The following is a 16,971-nucleotide window of genomic DNA, read 5'->3' on the forward strand; positions in this document are numbered from 1 at the left end:
ATTGATGATAACGATAATTGTTATTATTTGTTGGCTTGCGGTATGCTGCGCCCTTTTCTCAACGGGCGACGCAGGTGTTGGACAGCTATTATCGCGAATTGCTCAATTTTCTCACCCGGGCCACCGGCTCGCGACACCGCGCCGAAGACGTCGCGCAGGACGTCTATCTGAAAGTGCTGAATCTGCAATCGCCGCGGCGGGCGAACGGCGGCGCGTCGGTGCGCTCGCCGCGGGCGCTGCTGTACGCGGCCGCGCGCAACCTGCTGATAGATGGCCATAGGCGCGAGCAGGCGCGGCCGCCGCTCGACGAGATCGACGCCAATCTGGCCGCGCCGGCGCATTGCGAGCCGGAGCGGAGGCTGGCGGCGCGCCAGCAACTGGCGCTGCTGGAACAGGCCATCGCCGCGTTGCCGCCGCGCTGCCGACAAGCCTTCGTGCTGTTCAAGCTGGATGGATTGAGCCAGGCCGAGATCGCCGCCGAAATGGGCATCTCCCGCAATATGGTGGAAAAGCACATCATCAACGGCATGCTGGCGTGTAAGCGCGCGCTGGAGCGGGAGGGAGAGCGATGAGGCGGGATGGAGAGGCGGCGAACCAGGAGTCGGCCGACGCGGAGGCCGCGCGCTGGCGGCTGAGGCGGCGCGAGGGGCTGGACGAAGCGGGCAGAGCGGCGCTGGCGGCCTGGCTGGACGCCTCCGGCGAACATCGCCGCGCCTACGCCGCGCATGCGAGGGTGGACGCCTTGCTGGCGGAAATGGGGCCGCAGCGCAGAGAGCGGCTCGCCGCCCGCGGCGCTTCCCGAGGCCGGCGGGGATTGTTGGCGGCGTGCGCCGGCGTGCTGCTCGCCTGTTCGCTGGCTTGGCAATGGCGGGCGACGCAGCCGCAATGGCGCGACGCGCTGGCGAGCGCCCGCGGCCAGCTGCTGGAGCGAGGGCTGGCGGATGGCAGCCGCGTCTGGCTGGACGCGGATGGCAAGGCGATGCTCGCCTACTACGCCGACCGCCGCGAGGCGAGGCTGGATCGCGGCCAGGCGATGTTCAGCATCGCGCGCGATCCGGAGCGGCCGTTCATTGTGGAGGCCGGCCCGCTGCGGGTGAGGGTGTTGGGCACCCGCTTCGCGGTGCGAAACCTGAGCGGCCGGGTGGAAGTGGCGGTGGCGCACGGCAGGGTGGAGGTGGCGGAGCAGGGCGGAGAGGGACGGAAATGGCTGCTGACCGACGGCCAGCGTGCGGTTTGGCGCGATGGCGAATTGCGGCCGGACAGTCCGGTGGCGCCGGCTTCGGTGGGGGAGTGGCGCACCGGGCGACTGGCGTTTTCCAACCGGCCGCTGGCCGAGGTGTTGGCAGAGTTCGAGCGCTATGGCCCCACCGGGCTGAGGCTGGCGCGGCCGGCGCTGGGGCGGCTGCGGCTGAGCGGCAGTTTCGCCAGCCATGACGCCGCCGCCTTTGCCCGCGCTTTGCCTGGCGTATTGCCGGTGGCGTTGCGGCGGGTTGGCGAGACGATGGTGATCGAGGCGCGCGCGCCGGGCGGCTGAAAAAATGCGGGGCGGACGTCAGGATAGGACGGCACGCCGCGTCATCATGGATGAGAACAATTATTAATTCCATCTGTGAGGTAGTCCGCCATGTCGATTTTCCGTCCGGGCACCGCCGCCGGCTTGCTGCTGGGCCTGGCCTGCGTCCAGCCGGCGCAGGCTCAGGCGCGCGTCGTCGCTTTCCAGATCGCTGCGCAGCCGCTGGCGGGCGCGTTGCAGCAGCTTGCCAGCCAAGCCGGCATGAATCTGCTGTTCGATCCCGCCTTGGCAGATGGCCGGTTATCCACAGGCCTGCAGGGCAGTTATACGGCGCGCGACGCGCTGCGGCGCTTGCTGGATGGCAGCGGGCTCACCGCCAGCCTGAGGCCGGAAGGCATCGTGATCCAGGCGGCGCCGTCCCGCGGCGGCGCGGTGGCCATCGGCGCGCTGCGGGTGCGCGGGGCCAGCAGCGCGCCTGGCTCGCTGGCCGAAGACGAGATCTCGCTGTTCGACCGCCCCTACGCCAAGCCGGGTTCGTCGGCGTCCATCACCCGCGAGCAGATCGAGCGCTTCCGCGGCACCTCGCCGGCCGACATGTTCAAGGGCGTGGCGGGCGTGCAGGTGGGCGAGAGCCGCAACAGCGGCTCGGTGGACGTCAATGTGCGCGGCCTGCAGGGCCAGGGCCGGGTGCCGGTGACGATAGACGGCAGCGTGCAGTCGGTGACCGCTTACCGCGGCTACGCCGGCGTCGCGGACCGCAGCTATGTGGACCCGGACCTGATAGGCGGGGTCACCGTGGACAAGGGGCCGGGGCTGTCGGCGCAAGGCGCGGGCGCGATCGGCGGCCTGGTGAAGATGGAGACGCTGAAGGCCGAGGACATCCTGTTGCCGGGCGAGCGCCGCGGCGCGCGCCTGCGCGGCGGCCTGCAGAGCAACAGCGCCGCGCCGCCGGCCGAACTGCGCGCGACGCCGCGCCGGCATAGCCCGGCGCTGGACGGCCGCGCCGGCCACGGCAGCGTCGCCGCCGCCTTGCGCGAGGACCGCTACGAGCTGGTGGGCGCCTTCGCCTACCGCGACATCGGCAATTATTTTTCCGGCAAGCATGGCTACCAGCGCTATGTGGTGAAGAACGACTGGCTGTCGTCGGGCACGCAGAGCGATGTCGGCGTCACCCGCATCTTCAAGGCCGGCGAGGAAGTGCTCAACACCGCCAACCGCAGCCGTTCGCTGTTGCTGAAGGGCACGCTGAAGCCGGATGCCGAGCGTTCGCTGGAGCTGGGCTTTCGCCGCTACGACAGCGATTACGGCGAGATCATGGCGTCGCAGATCCTCCGCAACGACGGCGATTCGGTTCCGCAGTGGCCGCGCAGCCAAGTCAAGGTGGACGCCTACACCGCGCGCTTCAAATGGCAGCCTGCCGACAACCCGCTGCTCAAGCTGCAGGCCAATCTGTGGCGCACGGAAATGGACAGCCGCGCCTACAACGGCGACGTGTTCCGCAACCCCACCCAGGGCAAGCCGCGGCCGGGCTGGGGCGACTGCGACGCCTGCATCGATTTTTCCTATCTGGCGCCTGAGCAAGCGCAGCGCACCGGGGCCGACCTGAGCAACACCTCGGTGTTGCGCACCCGGCTGGGCGCGCTGAAGCTCGATTACGGGGTGTCGCTGCAGCATGAGCGGCTGGCGCCGGGCAAGGGCTTCATCCGCGACGAGGACGACATCCTCAACAACCGCAATCTGCGCGACGGCAGCCGCGACGAGCAGAGCGCCTTTGTCGGACTCAACTGGGCGCCGGCGGACTGGCTGAGCGTCGATCTGGGCGGCCGCTATCTGCGCTTCGCCACCCGGGACAACAATATCGAAGTCAAGCGGGAGGATACCTACCGCACCACGGAAAAGGTGGCTTATCTCTACAGCGAGGATACCTTCGAATATCTGGGCCAGGCGACATGGAGGCCCGACGCTTCCGGCCAGTTCACCGACGCCACCAATCCCTTGCTGCAGGCCGGCGCCACCTACTCGGCCGCGGACGGCCAGCAGCGGCCGCTGGCGGGCGTCAAGGTGGACCAGGCGGCGGTGGCATGGCAAGACAACCAGGAGCTGGCGTCGCGCCGCTACCATCGCGGCCAGCCTTACCGCCGCAGCGACAGCGGCTTCGCGCCGTCCTTCGGCGTCAATCTGAAGCTGAGCCCCTCGGTCATCGGCTATCTGCGTTACGTGGAAGGGTTGCGCATGCCCAGCTTGATGGAGTCGACGCTGGGCTCGTCCACGCCCTTCCTGGGCGAGCTGAAGCCGGAGCGCAGCCAGAACTGGGAAATCGGCGTCAGCGTGCTGAAGGACGGCCTGCTGAGCGGCGACGACCGTTTCCGCTTCAAGCTCGCCTATTTCGACAACACCACCCGCGACTACATCACCCGGCGGCCGATTCCTGACAAGCAGCCGTGGGAACAGAATTTCAGCATGGTGAACATGGATCGCTACCAGCTGTCCGGGGTGGAGCTGCAGTCGTCTTACGACGGCGGCGCGCTGTTCGGCGAGTTGTCCGCCACCTATAACCGCAAGACGCGGATATGCGACCGCGCGTCGGCGGAGTATTTCCGCAATAGGTCCGAGCGGATGGCGAACGCGCCGGAGTGCACCCCCAGCGGCTTCTCGACCAGCTATGTCCGCAACCATATCCCGCCGCGGCTGAACCTGAATCTGACGCTGGGCGGCCGCGCCTGGGACCGCAAGCTCAGTTTCGGCGGCCGCGTGGTCTACAACAGCGAGCCGGTGGCCAAGCAGGGCGCCAGCGTTAAGGACACGCCATGGGAGAGCTGGAACGGCACCGCCGACCAGGTGCTGACCCGCGCCTACACGCTGGTGGACGTGTTCGCCAGCTATAAGGTTTCCAAAGGGGTCAGCGTCGATTTCGCCATCGACAACCTGACCGACCGCTATTACCTGGACCCGCTGGCGCTGAGCCTGATGCCGGGGCCGGGACGCACCGCGCGGCTGAGCGCCAGCTGGCAGTTCTGAGCCGCGTTTTCGAATCAAACAAAAATGGTTATCATTCACTTTTGAAAAAACGCCGCTGGCCGGCGGCTTCAGCACAGGAAAACAAGCATGAACATGACGATGGAACGCACCCGCACCCAAGACCTGAAGGCCCGCACCCACTCCACCCACGACCAGCTGGATCAGCGCATCATGGACAACCAGCCGTTCGCCAGCCGCGACAACTACGCCCGCTTCCTGGACGCGCAATACCGCTTCCTGCGCGACGCCGACGCGCTGTACGACAACCCGGAGCTGGCCAAGCTGTTCCCCGACCTGGCCGAGCGCCGCCGCTACCACAGCATCGCCGCCGACATGGGCGACCTGGGCCGCCCGCTGCCGCACCTGGCGGAAGCGCCGATCAGCGGCGCGCTGGACGTGGCCAGCGCCATGGGCTGGCTGTACGTGGTGGAAGGCTCCAAGCTGGGCGCGGCCATTCTGTACAAGCTCGCCGGCAAGCTGGGTCTGGACGAGGCCTTCGGCGCCCGCCACCTGGCCGGCCACCCGGACGGCCGCGCCCGCCACTGGCGCGCGTTCACCTCGGCGCTGGACGGCTTGGCGCTGGACGATGAGGCCGAATCCCGCGTCACAGCCGGCGCGGTGGCCGCCTTCGCCTGCATGAACGGCCATCTGGACCGGGTGTACGCTTGAGCGCGGCGCGGCACCCGGCGGTGCGCTGGCTATACCTGCTGGGCGGCTGCGCGATGGTGGCGCTGGCGGTGATAGGCGCTTTGCTGCCGGTGATGCCCACCACCATCTTCCTGATATTGGCGCTGGCCTGTTTCAGCAAGTCCTCGCCCCGGCTGGAGCAGAAGCTGCTGGACCACCCGCGTTACGGGCCGGGGCTGCGGCGCTGGCGCGAGCAACGCATCGTGCCGGTCAAGGCCAAGTGTTTCGCCGCGCTGGGCATGGGCGGCGGTTTCGTCGCTCTGCTGCTGTCGCGTCCGCCGCATTGGGTGCCCTGGCTGGTGGCGGCAATAGAGCTGGCGGTCTTGCTGTATCTGCTGAGCCGCCCGTCCCGTCCGGACGATCCGGCGGGCTGGCGCTTGGGTCCCCGCGGCTGGCGCTGCCTGGCCTTGCTGCTGTGCGTCGCCCTGCATCTGGCGGCGCTGACCGCCGGCCTGTGGTGGCCCGGGCGGCAGAAGGCGGCCACCGCGCCGGCGGAAACGCCGGCGATGCAGTGGCTGGCCGGCGGCGGCGATCCGGTCCCAGCCGAGCGGCGGATATCGGAACGCGCCAGCGCGGCCGCATCCGCTTCCCGGCGCGCGCCCAGCGAGCGGCAGGCGGGGGTGGCGCCGGATGCGCGCCGGGCGCCGGCGACCCGCGCCGCCGGGCAGCCGCTTCCGGCGGTGAATCAGGAACCGCCTTCGCCCAAGGCGGCGCAAGACCAGCAGCCCAGCCAGGCCGCCGCGCCGAGACCGGCGTCGCGGCAGAGCGACAGCGCGCGCGCCAGCCAAGGCCGCGATAGCTGGGAAGCGCGGGTGCTGGCGAGGCTGGAGCGCTATCGGCAATACCCGGCCGCCTCCCGGCTGCGCGGCGACGAGGGCACGGTGTATCTGAGCCTGAGAGTGGACCGCGAGGGGCGGGTGCTGGCGGCGCAGCTCAGCCGCGGCAGCGGCCATCCGACGCTGGACCAGGCCGCTCTGGACACCGCCTACCGAGCGGCGCCGCTGCCGCGTATTCCCGAGGGCTTGCCGGACACGCTGGAGCTGGCGGTGCCAGTGGAATATTTCCTCGACGCCTAGCGCCGCCGATCCTGGCGTTGATCCCGCGCCGCCGCCTTGCCGCGCCCCGCGCAGGGCCGGCTTGACGCATAATGTCGGCTGACAGCCACAAGGGGGAGTGCCATGAACAAACTGATGTTGAGCGCGCCGCTGCTGGCGGCGCTGATGGCCGGCGCGGCCTGGGCGCAGAGCGCCGACGAACAGCTGTTGGCCGCGCAGATGGCTTTCCAGCAGGCGCAGAGCCAACAAAGCCAGGCGGATGGCCGGCTCAAGGCCGCGCAGGAAGCGAAAACGACTGCCGAGCAGCGTCTGGCCGGCGCCCAAGCGGCGCTGGACAAGGCCAATGCCGAACTGGCGGCGGCGACCGACGCGCAGGCGCGGGGCCAGCAGACGCTGGACCAGGCGACCCAGACGCTGAACCAGGCGTGGCAGCGCAAGGAAGGCGGCCAGTAATCAGGGGTTGAGCTGGCGATAGCGGTCGAGATCCTGCCGCATCTTGCGGCGGAAGTCGTCCAGCTCCGCGCGCTTGGCCGCCATTTGCCGCTGCAGCTCCCGCTGCGACTGGCCCAGCGCTTGCTGGTCGCGGACGGCGGCTGCCGGCGGCGGCTGCCGGTTGGCGCGGCTGCGTTCGATGTCCTGGCGCAGTTGGCGCTGTTGCAGCGCCAGGCCCTGGTCGCGCAGCTCCAGCGCGCGGTAGGCGGATTGCAGCACGGCCAGCTGCCGTTCCCGGTCGGCCTGAAGGTCGGCCAGCGTCGGGTAGCTTTGCGCCAGCGCCTGGTCGTGGCGCGAGGCTTCCAGCGCCTGGCGCTTGCGCTGCGCCGATTCGGCGGCGGACGCTTCGCGCGCCCGGCGCTGGGCTTCGCTTTCAGCCGGCTTGCTGACCGCGCCCTGCTTGTTCAGTTCGGCGACGCCGCGGCTTTGGCCTTGCAGCGGCGGCGCGTCGCTGTAGTGCGTGTTGCCGGCTTCGTCCACCCACTTATATACGCCGGCGTGGGCTAGCGAACACAGCAGCAAGCATCCGGCAAACGCTTTCATGTCAGGCGTCGACTCCGTATCGAGCGCGGTAGGCGCGCACCGCGTCGAGGTGGGCGGCCAGCTCCGGGCTGTTTTCCAGGAAACCCAGCACATCCTTCAGCGTGGCGATGGCGACCACCGGCAGGCCGTGCTGCTGGGCCACTTCCTGCACCGCCGACAATTTGCCCTGGCCGCGCTCCATCCGGTCCAGCGCGATGGCGACGCCTGCCGGCTCGGCGCCGGCGGCGCGGATCAGCTCTACCGATTCGCGCACCGAGGTGCCGGCCGAGATCACGTCGTCGATGATCAGCACCTTGCCTTGCAGCGGCGCGCCGACCAGGGTGCCGCCTTCGCCGTGGTCCTTGGCTTCCTTGCGGTTGTAGGCGAAAGGCACGTTGCGGCCCTGCTCGGCCAGCGCCATGCCGGCGGCGGCCGCCAGGATGATGCCTTTATAGGCCGGGCCGAACAGCATGTCGAACGCGATGCCGCTGCCCAGGATGGACTTGGCGTAGAATCGCGACAGGTTCAGCGTGGACAGGCCGTCGTTGAACAGGCCGGCGTTGAAGAAATACGGCGACTTGCGGCCGGCCTTGGTGATGAACTCGCCAAACTTCAGCACCTGCTTGTCGAGTGCAAAACGAATAAAATCCTGACGGAAGTCGCTCATCCTTATTCCTTATCGAATCGTTAACTGTTTGAACGGCTGAAAAAAACCGCCGCAAGCATAGCACGGGAGACATAATGCTTCGAATCGTTTCCGCCAACCTCAACGGCATCCGCTCGGCGGACAAGAAGGGCTTTTTCGACTGGCTGGCCGGCATCGGCGCCGACTTCGTCTGCGTGCAGGAGCTGAAGGCGCAGGCGGGCGACCTGTCCGAGCGGATGCGCAATCCGGATGGGCTGGCCGGCTATTTCCACTACGCCGAGAAGAAGGGCTACAGCGGCGTCGGCGTCTACACCCGCCACCCGCCGGACGCGGTGGTGGAGGGCTTGGGCGTGGACTGGATAGACGCCGAAGGCCGCTTCCTGCAACTGGATTTCGGCAAGTTGTCGGTGATTTCGCTGTACCTGCCGTCCGGTTCCAGCAGCGACGAGCGCCAGCAAGTGAAGTTCGATTTCCTCGACGTGTTCATGCCGCACCTGGAAAAGCTGCGCGCCGACGGCCGCGACATCGTGATCTGCGGCGACTGGAACATCGCCCACAACGAGATCGACCTGAAAAACTGGAAGGGCAACCTGAAGAACTCCGGCTTCCTGCCGGAGGAGCGCGCCTGGATGACCGACCTGTTGGGCCGTGTCGGCTGGCGCGACGCCTGGCGCACACTGTATCCGGAGGTTCCCGGCTACACCTGGTGGAGCAACCGCGGCCAGGCTTATGCCAAAGACGTCGGCTGGCGCATCGACTACCACATCGTCACGCCGTCGCTGATGGAGCTGGCCGAGTCCGCCAGCGTGTACAAAGAGGAAAAATTCTCCGACCACGCGCCGCTGATCGTCGACTACCGGCGGAGCCTGTGATGTGGGACGACGATGATGTCACGCTGCTGACAGTGCCGGGTTGGGGCGATTCCGGCGATACGCACTGGCACGGCTATTGGGAGAAAACCTACCCGCTGGCGCGCCGAGCGGCGCAGCGCGACTGGCTGTACCCGACCCGCGACGAATGGGTGGCCGGCCTGGCCACGGCGGTGGCGGACATTCCGGGGCAGCTGGTGATCGCCGCCCACAGCCTGGGCTGCCATACGACGGTCGCCTGGCTGCTGCAGGCCTCGCTGCTGGAGCAGCGCAAGGTGAAGGGCGCGCTGCTGGTGGCGCCGCCGGCGATTCCGCTGACCGACGAGCGCGCCCGCGCCAGCGGCGAGCTGCCGGAGGGCGCGCCGCTGCCGACCTTCGCCGGCTTCGAGACGCTGCCGGAGCGCAAGCTGCCGGTGCCGGCGCTATTGGTGGCCAGCCGCGACGATCCCTTCTGCGATTTCGAAGAAGCGCGGCGAATGGCCGCGCTGTGGGGGGCGGCATTCGTCGACGGCGGCATGGCCGGCCACATGGGCAGCCACGCCGGGCTGGGCAGCTGGCCGGCCGGGCAGAGGCTGCTGCAGCGCTTGATTCTGGGATAGCGGCAAGCTTTTCCCAAGAAATCCGAAACAGGAAGCCCGGCTTGGCCGGGCTTTTTCATGGCGCGGCGCTCAGCGCTCCACCGGCCGCGACGGGTCGCTGCACCATTCGCTCCAGGAGCCGGGGTAGAGCCGGCTGCCGCGGAAGCCTGCGATTTCCATCGACAGCAGGTTGTGGCAGGCGGTGACGCCGGAGCCGCACTGATGGACCACGGCGGCGGGATCGAAACCCTCGCCCAGCAGCGCCTCCCATTCGGCGCGGAGCTGTTCGGCCGGCTTGTAATGCTGCTCTGCGGTCAGGTTGTCCATGAAGAAGCGGTTGGCGGCGCCCGGGATGTGGCCGCCCACAGGATCTATCGTCTCGCCTATGCCGCGGAAGCGCTGCGGGCTGCGGGCGTCGACCACGGTGAAGCGCTTGTCGTCCAGGTTGGCCAGCACGTCGGCCGCCTCCAGCGGCCGCTGCAGGCCCTGGCGCATGACGTAGCGGCAAGGGCGGCGCTGCGGCTTTTCCTGGGAGAGCGGGCCGCCGGCGGCCAGCCAGGCGGCGATGCCGCCATCCAGCACCGCCACTTTGCCGTGTCCCAGCCAGCGCAGCAGCCACCAGGCGCGCGCGGCGTACTGTCCGGTTCCATCGTCGTATGCGACCACCTGCGTGCCTTCGCCCACGCCCAGCGCGCCGAGGTCCACCGCCAGCCGCTGGCCGTCGGGCAACGGGTGGCGGCCGTTCTGGCCATTCTTGCTGCCGGACAGGTGGTAGTCGAGGTGCAGGTAATGCGCGCCGGGGATATGGCCGCGCTCATAGGCGGCATGGCCGTAGTCGGGGTCGTCCAGCTGGAAGCGGCAATCCAGCACGATCAGCGATTCGCCAGGCGCGTCCATCAGCTGCCGCGGGCTAATCAGCGTGGTGTACATGATTTTCGGCCTTGTTGTGGGGGAGGTCATCAGCCTATGTTCATAACTGCGGGTTTGGCAAGCGGCGTCTGGCCGGATGTCCAGGCGCGGCCGGCGCGGAGGCGATGCCGCGGGGAATTTTCACAGCCGGAATGGATTAGCACTAGTATCAAATGAGTGCTTAATTTAAAGGCTTACAATTTCAAACCTAATTCTTAAACCAAATTCAAAGACGGGGAAGTCATGTTGAGCCAATTTTCAATCGGCCAGCGCATCGCGGCGCTGGCGTCCTGCCTGTTGCTGGCGGTGGGCATCGTCGGCGGCGTAGGCTGGTGGTCGCTGGACAAGATCAATCGCGAGCTGACCGCGCTGTTCGATCAGAAACTCGCGTTCCGCCACCAGATGGACGATTTGCAGCGCACCATGCTGCATATCCGCCAGGACGAGAAGAACATTTTCATCAGCATCGGCAATCCGGCCAATTCCGACCAGAGCATACAAACCAACAAGCAGCTGCTGGACAAGCACATCGCCGAGTTCAAGAGCGAGGTCGGCAAGGCCAAGGGCATGCCGATGGCGGCTGACCACCAGGGCGAGTTCGACGGCATGCTGGACGGCATGGCCGGCTACGAGCAGGGCATGGGCGGCCTGTATCAGAAGATCACCCAGGGGGAGATCGCGGTGGCGAATGTCGGCGACGCCGGCATCGCGCCGTTCAAACCCAAGCTGTACGCGGCGCGCGACGCGCTGGACAAGCTGAGCAAGCTGGCCGACGACAGCGCGCAGCAGGCGGAAGCGGATCTGGAAACCAGCATGCAGCGAACCCAAGGCGGCATGATGACGGTGCTGGCGTTCGCGCTGCTGATCGGCGTGGCGCTGGCCTGGGTGATCGTCCGTTCGATCACCGCGCCGCTGCGGGCGATGCAGGACAGCATGCGCCACGCGGCCCAGCATAACGATCTGACCATAGCCGTGGACCAGAAGGGGCGCGACGAGGTCAGCGAAACCGGCCGCGCGCTGGCGCAGCTGCTGGCGAATCTGCGCGCCTTCATCGGCCAGACCCGCGAGGACGCCAAGCAGGTCAACGACACCGCCCACGCGCTGTCGGAAGTATCGCACCGCATCGCCGAAGCGTCGCGGGTGCAAACTGACGCCTCTTCGTCCACCGCCGCCGCGGTGGAGCAGATGACGGTGAGCATCAACCTGGTGGCCGAGCACGCCACCGAGATGGCCGGCGAGGCCAAGAGCAGCATGAGCGCAGCGGTCAGCGGCAGCGAGACCGCGGGCGAGGCCGCCGGGCAGATGCAGGAGATCGCGCGGGTGATCGGCCGGTCGGAAACCATCATCAACGGCTTGAACCAGCGCTCGGACGAGATCGGCAACATCGTCGACGTGATCCACGACATCGCCGAGCAGACCAATCTGCTGGCGCTGAACGCGGCGATCGAGGCGGCGCGGGCCGGGGAGATGGGCCGCGGCTTCGCGGTGGTGGCCGACGAGGTGAGAAAGCTGGCCGAGCGCACCGCCCAGGCCACCGGCGAAATCTCGGAGAAAATCCAGGCGGTGCAGGGCGACACGTCCACCGCGGTGTCCAGCATGCGCGAGGCGGCGGAGCGGGTGTCCAGCGGCGTGGCGCTCAGCGAGCAGCTCAGCGAAAAACTGGAGCAGATCCGCGCGCTGTCCTCGGGCTTGCTGGACAAGACCAGCGAGATCGCCGCGGCGATGCGCGAGCAGAGCACGGCCAGCAACGAAGCGGCCAAGAACGTGGAACGCATCGCCAATATGGGCGCGGAGAACGGCCAGTCGGTGGAGTCGTCGTCGGCGATGGCCAATCAGCTGTCGGGTCTGGCCCACGGCCTGGACGAGGCGATCAGCCGTTTCCGCACCTCTTGAGCGGGACTCAGCCGGTCCGCAGCGCCTGGCGCAGGCGGCCGGCCAGGTCCGGCCCGCCGCGCGCCGGCGCCTCGCGGCGCGGCGCGGCCCAGATCGGGCTGGGGAAGTGGGCATCGTCCTCGAAGCGCGGGATCACGTGCCAGTGCAGGTGGGGCACCACATTGCCCAGGCTGGCCAGGTTGATCTTGGCCGGCCGCATGGTCTGGCGGATGGCCGCCTCGGCGCGCCATACCCAGTCCATCAGGTGCTGGCGGTCGGCGGCGGAGAGGTCGGTCATCTCCTTGACATGGCTCTTCCAGACCACGCGGCAGAAGCCGGGATAGCCCGGCTCGTCCACCAGCACCATCCATAGTTTGTCGTCCTGGTACAGCAGGTCGCCGGCAGGCTGCCGGCACAGTTCGCATTGCATGTTCATCCTCCGATGGTTGTCCCGATTGTACCCGCGGCGGCCGGCAGAACGGTGGGCGAAAACGGCTCTGTTATACTGGACATCAAATCCATGCGTTCAGTCTCGCGAATCGGGTGGTCTTATTCGCGGCAGGGCGCCAGCACTTGTTCGGGACCTATCGTGAGCCTTGCAAACAATCTTTCCATCATCCTCCTGCTGATCGCCGCCAGCGCCTTTTTCTCGGTGTCGGAGATTTCCCTGGCCGCCGCGCGCAAGATCAAGCTCAGGCAGCTGGCGGAAGAGGGCAATGTCAACGCCGAGCGGGTGCTGGAGCTGCAGCAGCAGCCCGGCCACTTTTTCACCGTGGTGCAGATCGGCCTCAACGCCGTCGCCATCCTGGCCGGCATCCTGGGCGAGGCGGCGTTCACGCCTTACTTCGCCGCGCTGCTGCACTTGCTGACGCCGGCGGGCTGGGTCGAGCATCTGAGCTTCATATTGTCTTTCGCCGCGGTGACTTCGTTGTTCGTGCTGTTCGCCGACCTGATGCCGAAACGGCTGGGCATGGTGGCGCCGGAGCGCATCGCGCTCCTGGTGGTGCGGCCGATGATGTTCTGCGTCGCCTTGTTCCGGCCGCTGGTGTGGCTGTTCAACGGTCTGGCGAACGTGTTTTTCCGCATGCTGGGCGTCCCTACCGCGCGAGCCGAAGACCTGACGCCGGCCGACTTGCTGGCGATGATGGACGCCGGCGCCGAGGCCGGCGTGCTGCAGCAACGCGAGCACCATCTGATCGAAAACGTGTTCGAGCTGGAAAGCCGCACCGTGCCGTCGTCGATGACCGCTCGCGAGAGCATCGTCTATTTCACGCTGCACGAGGATGAGGCCAGCATCAAGCAGAAGATCGCCGAACACCCGCACACCAAGTTTCTGGTGTGCGACGGCGTGATCGATTCGGTGATCGGCTACGTGGATTCCAAAGACATCCTGATGCGGCTGATCAACCAGCAGAGCCTGTCGATGAAGCGCGAGCTGACGATACGCAACGTGCTGATCATTCCCGATTCGCTGACCTTGTCCGAGCTGTTGGAGCGCTTCAAGGCCTCGCGCGAGGACTTCGCCGTGGTGATGAACGAATACGCGCTGGTGGTGGGCGTGATCACGCTCAACGACCTGATGAGCACGGTGATGGGCGACCTGGTCAGCCAGTTCCAGGAGGAGCAGATCGTTCGCCGCGACGACCGCTCCTGGCTGGTGGACGGCGCCACGCCGGTGGAAGACGTGCTGAGGGCGCTGGATATCGAGTCTTTCCCCGACGACGAGAACTACGAAACCATCGCCGGCTTCATGATGTACATGTTGCGCCGCATTCCCAAACGCACCGACAGCGTGGAGTTCGAGGGCTACAAGTTCGAGGTGGTGGACATCGACAACTACCGGATCGACCAGCTGTTGGTGACGCTGATCCCGCCGGCGCCGGCCGAGGAAGAGTCCGCCCGCTGACATTACGATTGGTTACACCTGCTTACACGCGGCTCACAGACGAGGCGGGGCGGCCTGCCTAACATGGGTTCAAGGACGCCGGAAACGGCGCCTAAGAAAAAATCCTTACACTCGGATTCGGGAGATTGACCATGAAGAAACTGACCGCCCTCATGCTGGCCGCAGCTCTGGGCCTGGGTTCCGCCGCCACCTACGCCGCCGAAGCCTCCGCGCCCGCCGCCAAGGCCGCCGCTCCTGCCAAGCATCACCACAAAAAGCATCATAGCAAGAAGCACCACGCCAAGAAGGCCAGCTCCGCGCCGGCCGCGCAAAAGGCGCAGGCTGCCAAGAAGCACGCCAAGCATCACCATCACAAGAAGCATCACCACGCCAAAAAGGCGGCTTGATCCGCCCGGTCGACACCGGATGCGAGGAAAGGAGGCTTAAAGCCTCCTTTTTGTTTTTCCCTTCTTTTGTAAGAAACTGTTGTATATCTGCCATTTAGTATCAATAAAACCTGTACTAAATGATGGCTGGTTCGGACTGTTCTTGTATTTGGGTCTGGATATTCGATTCTGATACCAATGTAATACCACATGAGGCGTTCATGTCGGTGTCGCATCGGCAGGAGCGAATTCCTCCGCCGTTCACTCATCGAGAAGGGGAGAACCACCATGATGCATTTCCCATTGTCGCGCGCGCTGCTGGCAGCCGGCGCCGCCTTAGCACTCTCGCAAGCGGTTTGGGCCGCGCCGTCATGCTCGCCGTGGGCCAGCGGCAAGATCTATAACGCCGGCGACTACGCCACCTTCAACGGCAAGACCTGGCGCGCCAGCTGGTGGACCCAGGGCGAGCAGCCGGGGAGCAGCCAGTGGGGCGCGTGGCAGGAGCGCCCGGCCAGCGAATGCGTGCCCGACGGCGGCGATCCCGGCACTCCAGGCACGCCGGGCAGCGGCGTGCCGCCCGAGCCCAAGCCCACGGTCGGCCGCCATGTCGGCTCCTACTTCACCCAGTGGGGCATCTACCAGCGCAATTACAAGGTTAGCGATCTGGTGAAATCGGGCGGCGACAAGCAGCTGACCTTCCTCAATTACGCGTTCGGCAACGTCTACGCCGACGGCAAGTGCGGCATGGTCACCCGCGCCGAGAATGGCAACGGCGACGGCGGCGATGCCTGGGCCGATTACCAGCGCTCTTTCGGCGCCGGCGAGTCGGTGGACGGCAAGGCCGACAGCTGGAACGATCCGCTGCGCGGCAATTTCAACCAGCTGCGCAAGCTGAAGCTGGCCAATCCTTCGCTGAAAGTGCTGATTTCGCTGGGCGGCTGGACCTGGTCGAAGAACTTCGGCAAATTCGCCGCCACCGACGCCGGCCGCAAGGCGATGGTCAGTTCGTGCATCGACCTCTACGCCAAAGGCAACCTGCCGGTCGGCGAAAATGCCGGCGGACAGGCCGCGGCGCTGGGCGTATTCGACGGTTTCGACATCGACTGGGAATACCCGGGCGGCGGCGGGTTGCCCACCAATACAGTCGATCCCAACGACAAGCAGAACTTCACCTTGTTGCTGGCCGAGTTCCGCAACCAGTTGAACGCGCTGTCCACCGCCAACAAGCGCCGCTACTACCTGACGGTGGCGATCGGCTCCGGCGTCGACAAGATCCGCAACACCGAGCCGGACAAGTACAGCGCCTACCTCGACTGGATCAATGTGATGACCTATGACTTCCATGGCGGCTGGGACGCCAAGGGGCCGACCAACTTCCAGTCCAACCTCTACCGCGATCCGGCCGCGCCGGTGACCGGCGACCAGGTCTATTACAACGTCGACGACGCGGTGAAGACCCTGGTGGGCGCCGGCGTGCCGCGCGCCAAGATCAACGTCGGCCTGCCGTTCTACGGCCGCGGCTGGGCCGGCGTGGCAGCCGGGCCCAAGGGCGACGGGCTGTACCAGGTGGCCACCGGTCCGGGCAAGGGCACTTACGAGCAGGGCATAGAAGACTACCGCGTGCTCAAGGGCCGCAGCGCCAAGACCTTCACCCATCCGGTGACCAAGCAGTTCTGGACCTATGACGGCAACGAGTTCTGGAGCTACGACGATCCGGCCACGCTGCGCGCCAAGCTGGACTACGTGCGCCAGCAGCAGCTGGGCGGCGTGTTCAGCTGGTCGCTGGACGGCGACGACGCGCAGTCGACGCTGCTGAAGACCAGCGCCGAAGTACGGCTGGATGCGGCCACCGCCGCCCAGCGCCGCGCGGCGGCGGCGGCGAAAGCCAAGGCGGTGAAGAAGTAAGCGGGGGAGGATGGAAAAACGGCGGGGCATGCCCCGCCGTTTTTCATTGCCTGCCCGGATTCACAGCTCGGCCGCCGGCAGCACCCGCAGCGGCAGCGGCGTGGCGCTGGAGGCTTGCCAGACGGCGTTGAAGTGGTCGATTACCTGCTCGCCGCTCAAGGCGAAGGCGCTGAGGGTGGTATGGCCGTCGGCGATGGCGGTGACTTGATAGCCGCGCGACACCGCGTTGCGCACCGTGCTGTCGACGCAGAAGTCGGTGGCCGCGCCGCCTATCCACAGCTTGCTCGCGCGCTGCGCCGACAGCAGTTGCGCCAGATCGGTGTCGCAGAAGCTGTCGCCGTAGTGTTTGTAGACGATGGCGTCGCCGTCCTGGCGCGCGAGCCGGGGATGCAGCTGCCAGGCGTCGGAGCCGCGCGGTAGGTCGTCCTCCTCGTGCTGGACGAAGATCACCGGCATGCCGCGCTGGCGGGCCTTGGCGATGGCGAGGTTGAGATTGTCGAGCACACTGTCGAGGCGGGCGGCGCGCAGTTCCCCCTCGACGACGCCGACTTGGACGTCAATGATCAGCAGAGCGGTATCGGACATGGCTTTTCTCCTGGATGGGTGCTGCCGGCAGGCGGCGCCTGCGGCATGG

17 protein-coding genes are annotated in these 16,971 nt (G+C 66.9%); 12 read left to right on the forward strand and 5 right to left on the reverse strand.

Features of this window, described 5'->3' with window-relative positions; translation table 11 throughout:
* The first annotated feature begins 74 nt into the window (after nt 1–74).
* From DK842_RS10085 to DK842_RS10110, 6 genes are all read left to right on the forward strand, one after another.
* Nucleotides 75–572, forward strand: coding sequence for a sigma-70 family RNA polymerase sigma factor (locus DK842_RS10085; RefSeq protein ID WP_114061353.1), 498 nt, complete (start codon nt 75–77; stop codon nt 570–572).
* Nucleotides 569–1,534: a FecR family protein gene (locus DK842_RS10090; protein WP_114061354.1), complete on the forward strand. Its 966-nt coding sequence runs from the start codon at nt 569–571 to the stop codon at nt 1,532–1,534. The genes DK842_RS10085 and DK842_RS10090 overlap by 4 nt, the downstream gene beginning before the upstream one ends.
* A 90-nt stretch (nt 1,535–1,624) precedes the next feature.
* Nucleotides 1,625–4,531 (forward strand): TonB-dependent receptor, encoded by a 2,907-nt coding sequence (locus DK842_RS10095; protein ID WP_114061355.1) that lies wholly within the window; start codon nt 1,625–1,627, stop codon nt 4,529–4,531.
* A gap of 87 nt (nt 4,532–4,618) precedes the next feature.
* On the forward strand, nt 4,619–5,200 hold the full coding sequence (locus DK842_RS10100; protein ID WP_114061356.1) for a biliverdin-producing heme oxygenase: 582 nt from the start codon (nt 4,619–4,621) through the stop codon (nt 5,198–5,200).
* Nucleotides 5,197–6,294, forward strand: coding sequence for a TonB family protein (locus tag DK842_RS23430; protein WP_114061357.1), 1,098 nt, complete (start codon nt 5,197–5,199; stop codon nt 6,292–6,294). Before DK842_RS10100 ends, DK842_RS23430 begins: the two co-directional genes overlap by 4 nt.
* Before the next feature lie 102 nt (nt 6,295–6,396).
* On the forward strand, nt 6,397–6,726 hold the full coding sequence (locus DK842_RS10110) for a hypothetical protein (protein WP_114061358.1): 330 nt from the start codon (nt 6,397–6,399) through the stop codon (nt 6,724–6,726).
* Here DK842_RS10110 and DK842_RS10115 read toward each other — a convergent pair whose 3' ends face one another.
* Nucleotides 6,727–7,308: a DUF4124 domain-containing protein gene (locus tag DK842_RS10115; protein WP_168191873.1), complete on the reverse strand. Its 582-nt coding sequence runs from the start codon at nt 7,306–7,308 to the stop codon at nt 6,727–6,729.
* A gap of 1 nt (nt 7,309) precedes the next feature.
* Nucleotides 7,310–7,954 (reverse strand): orotate phosphoribosyltransferase, encoded by a 645-nt coding sequence (pyrE, locus tag DK842_RS10120; protein WP_114061360.1) that lies wholly within the window; start codon nt 7,952–7,954, stop codon nt 7,310–7,312.
* Between the two features lie 74 nt (nt 7,955–8,028).
* Between pyrE and DK842_RS10125 the strand changes: the two genes are divergently transcribed.
* Entirely contained in the window at nt 8,029–8,805 is a 777-nt protein-coding gene (locus tag DK842_RS10125) for an exodeoxyribonuclease III (protein ID WP_114061361.1), read from the forward strand.
* Entirely contained in the window at nt 8,805–9,401 is a 597-nt protein-coding gene (locus tag DK842_RS10130; RefSeq protein WP_114061362.1) for an alpha/beta hydrolase, read from the forward strand. Before DK842_RS10125 ends, DK842_RS10130 begins: the two co-directional genes overlap by 1 nt.
* A gap of 69 nt (nt 9,402–9,470) precedes the next feature.
* On the opposite strand, the gene DK842_RS10135 is transcribed toward DK842_RS10130, so the two are convergent.
* Nucleotides 9,471–10,310 (reverse strand): sulfurtransferase, encoded by an 840-nt coding sequence (locus DK842_RS10135; protein WP_114061363.1) that lies wholly within the window; start codon nt 10,308–10,310, stop codon nt 9,471–9,473.
* Nucleotides 10,311–10,535: 225 nt separating this feature from the next.
* Here DK842_RS10135 and DK842_RS10140 point away from each other — a divergent pair, with 225 nt between their 5' ends.
* Nucleotides 10,536–12,182, forward strand: a complete 1,647-nt coding sequence (locus DK842_RS10140) for a methyl-accepting chemotaxis protein (protein WP_168191874.1) — start codon at nt 10,536–10,538, stop codon at nt 12,180–12,182.
* Between the two features lie 7 nt (nt 12,183–12,189).
* Here the strand turns inward: DK842_RS10140 and DK842_RS10145 are convergent, their stop codons facing one another.
* Nucleotides 12,190–12,591, reverse strand: a complete 402-nt coding sequence (locus DK842_RS10145; protein WP_114061365.1) for an HIT family protein — start codon at nt 12,589–12,591, stop codon at nt 12,190–12,192.
* 159 nt (nt 12,592–12,750) lie between these two features.
* Between DK842_RS10145 and DK842_RS10150 the strand changes: the two genes are divergently transcribed.
* The 3 genes from DK842_RS10150 (at nt 12,751) to DK842_RS10160 (ending at nt 16,337) form a co-directional block, all read left to right on the forward strand.
* Nucleotides 12,751–14,067: a hemolysin family protein gene (locus tag DK842_RS10150; RefSeq protein WP_114061366.1), complete on the forward strand. Its 1,317-nt coding sequence runs from the start codon at nt 12,751–12,753 to the stop codon at nt 14,065–14,067.
* A 131-nt stretch (nt 14,068–14,198) separates the two neighbouring features.
* Nucleotides 14,199–14,453 (forward strand): acid-shock protein, encoded by a 255-nt coding sequence (locus tag DK842_RS10155; protein ID WP_114061367.1) that lies wholly within the window; start codon nt 14,199–14,201, stop codon nt 14,451–14,453.
* 267 nt (nt 14,454–14,720) lie between these two features.
* Nucleotides 14,721–16,337 (forward strand): glycosyl hydrolase family 18 protein, encoded by a 1,617-nt coding sequence (locus DK842_RS10160; protein ID WP_114061368.1) that lies wholly within the window; start codon nt 14,721–14,723, stop codon nt 16,335–16,337.
* 60 nt (nt 16,338–16,397) lie between these two features.
* On the opposite strand, the gene DK842_RS10165 is transcribed toward DK842_RS10160, so the two are convergent.
* Nucleotides 16,398–16,922 carry a cysteine hydrolase family protein gene (locus tag DK842_RS10165; protein WP_114061369.1) on the reverse strand — a complete coding sequence of 175 codons (525 nt, stop codon included), beginning with the start codon at nt 16,920–16,922 and terminating at the stop codon, nt 16,398–16,400.
* Nucleotides 16,923–16,971: the final 49 nt, after the last annotated feature.

The sequence above is a fragment of the Chromobacterium phragmitis genome (assembly GCF_003325475.1).
Classification (GTDB): Bacteria; Pseudomonadota; Gammaproteobacteria; order Burkholderiales; family Chromobacteriaceae; genus Chromobacterium; species Chromobacterium phragmitis.

Bases quoted from the DNA above. Each gene is read 5' to 3' on its own strand.
- DK842_RS10090 (WP_114061354.1), top strand. From the start codon at position 569: ATGAGGCGGGATGGAGAGGCGGCGAACCAGGAGTCGGCCGACGCGGAG.
- DK842_RS10095 (WP_114061355.1), top strand. From the start codon at position 1,625: ATGTCGATTTTCCGTCCGGGCACCGCCGCCGGCTTGCTGCTGGGCCTG.
- DK842_RS10100 (WP_114061356.1), top strand. From the start codon at position 4,619: ATGAACATGACGATGGAACGCACCCGCACCCAAGACCTGAAGGCCCGC.
- DK842_RS10110 (WP_114061358.1), top strand. From the start codon at position 6,397: ATGAACAAACTGATGTTGAGCGCGCCGCTGCTGGCGGCGCTGATGGCC.
- DK842_RS10115 (WP_168191873.1), bottom strand. From the start codon at position 7,308: ATGAAAGCGTTTGCCGGATGCTTGCTGCTGTGTTCGCTAGCCCACGCC.
- pyrE (WP_114061360.1), bottom strand. From the start codon at position 7,954: ATGAGCGACTTCCGTCAGGATTTTATTCGTTTTGCACTCGACAAGCAG.
- DK842_RS10125 (WP_114061361.1), top strand. From the start codon at position 8,029: ATGCTTCGAATCGTTTCCGCCAACCTCAACGGCATCCGCTCGGCGGAC.
- DK842_RS10130 (WP_114061362.1), top strand. From the start codon at position 8,805: ATGTGGGACGACGATGATGTCACGCTGCTGACAGTGCCGGGTTGGGGC.
- DK842_RS10135 (WP_114061363.1), bottom strand. From the start codon at position 10,310: ATGTACACCACGCTGATTAGCCCGCGGCAGCTGATGGACGCGCCTGGC.
- DK842_RS10145 (WP_114061365.1), bottom strand. From the start codon at position 12,591: ATGCAATGCGAACTGTGCCGGCAGCCTGCCGGCGACCTGCTGTACCAG.
- DK842_RS10155 (WP_114061367.1), top strand. From the start codon at position 14,199: ATGAAGAAACTGACCGCCCTCATGCTGGCCGCAGCTCTGGGCCTGGGT.
- DK842_RS10160 (WP_114061368.1), top strand. From the start codon at position 14,721: ATGATGCATTTCCCATTGTCGCGCGCGCTGCTGGCAGCCGGCGCCGCC.
- DK842_RS10165 (WP_114061369.1), bottom strand. From the start codon at position 16,922: ATGTCCGATACCGCTCTGCTGATCATTGACGTCCAAGTCGGCGTCGTC.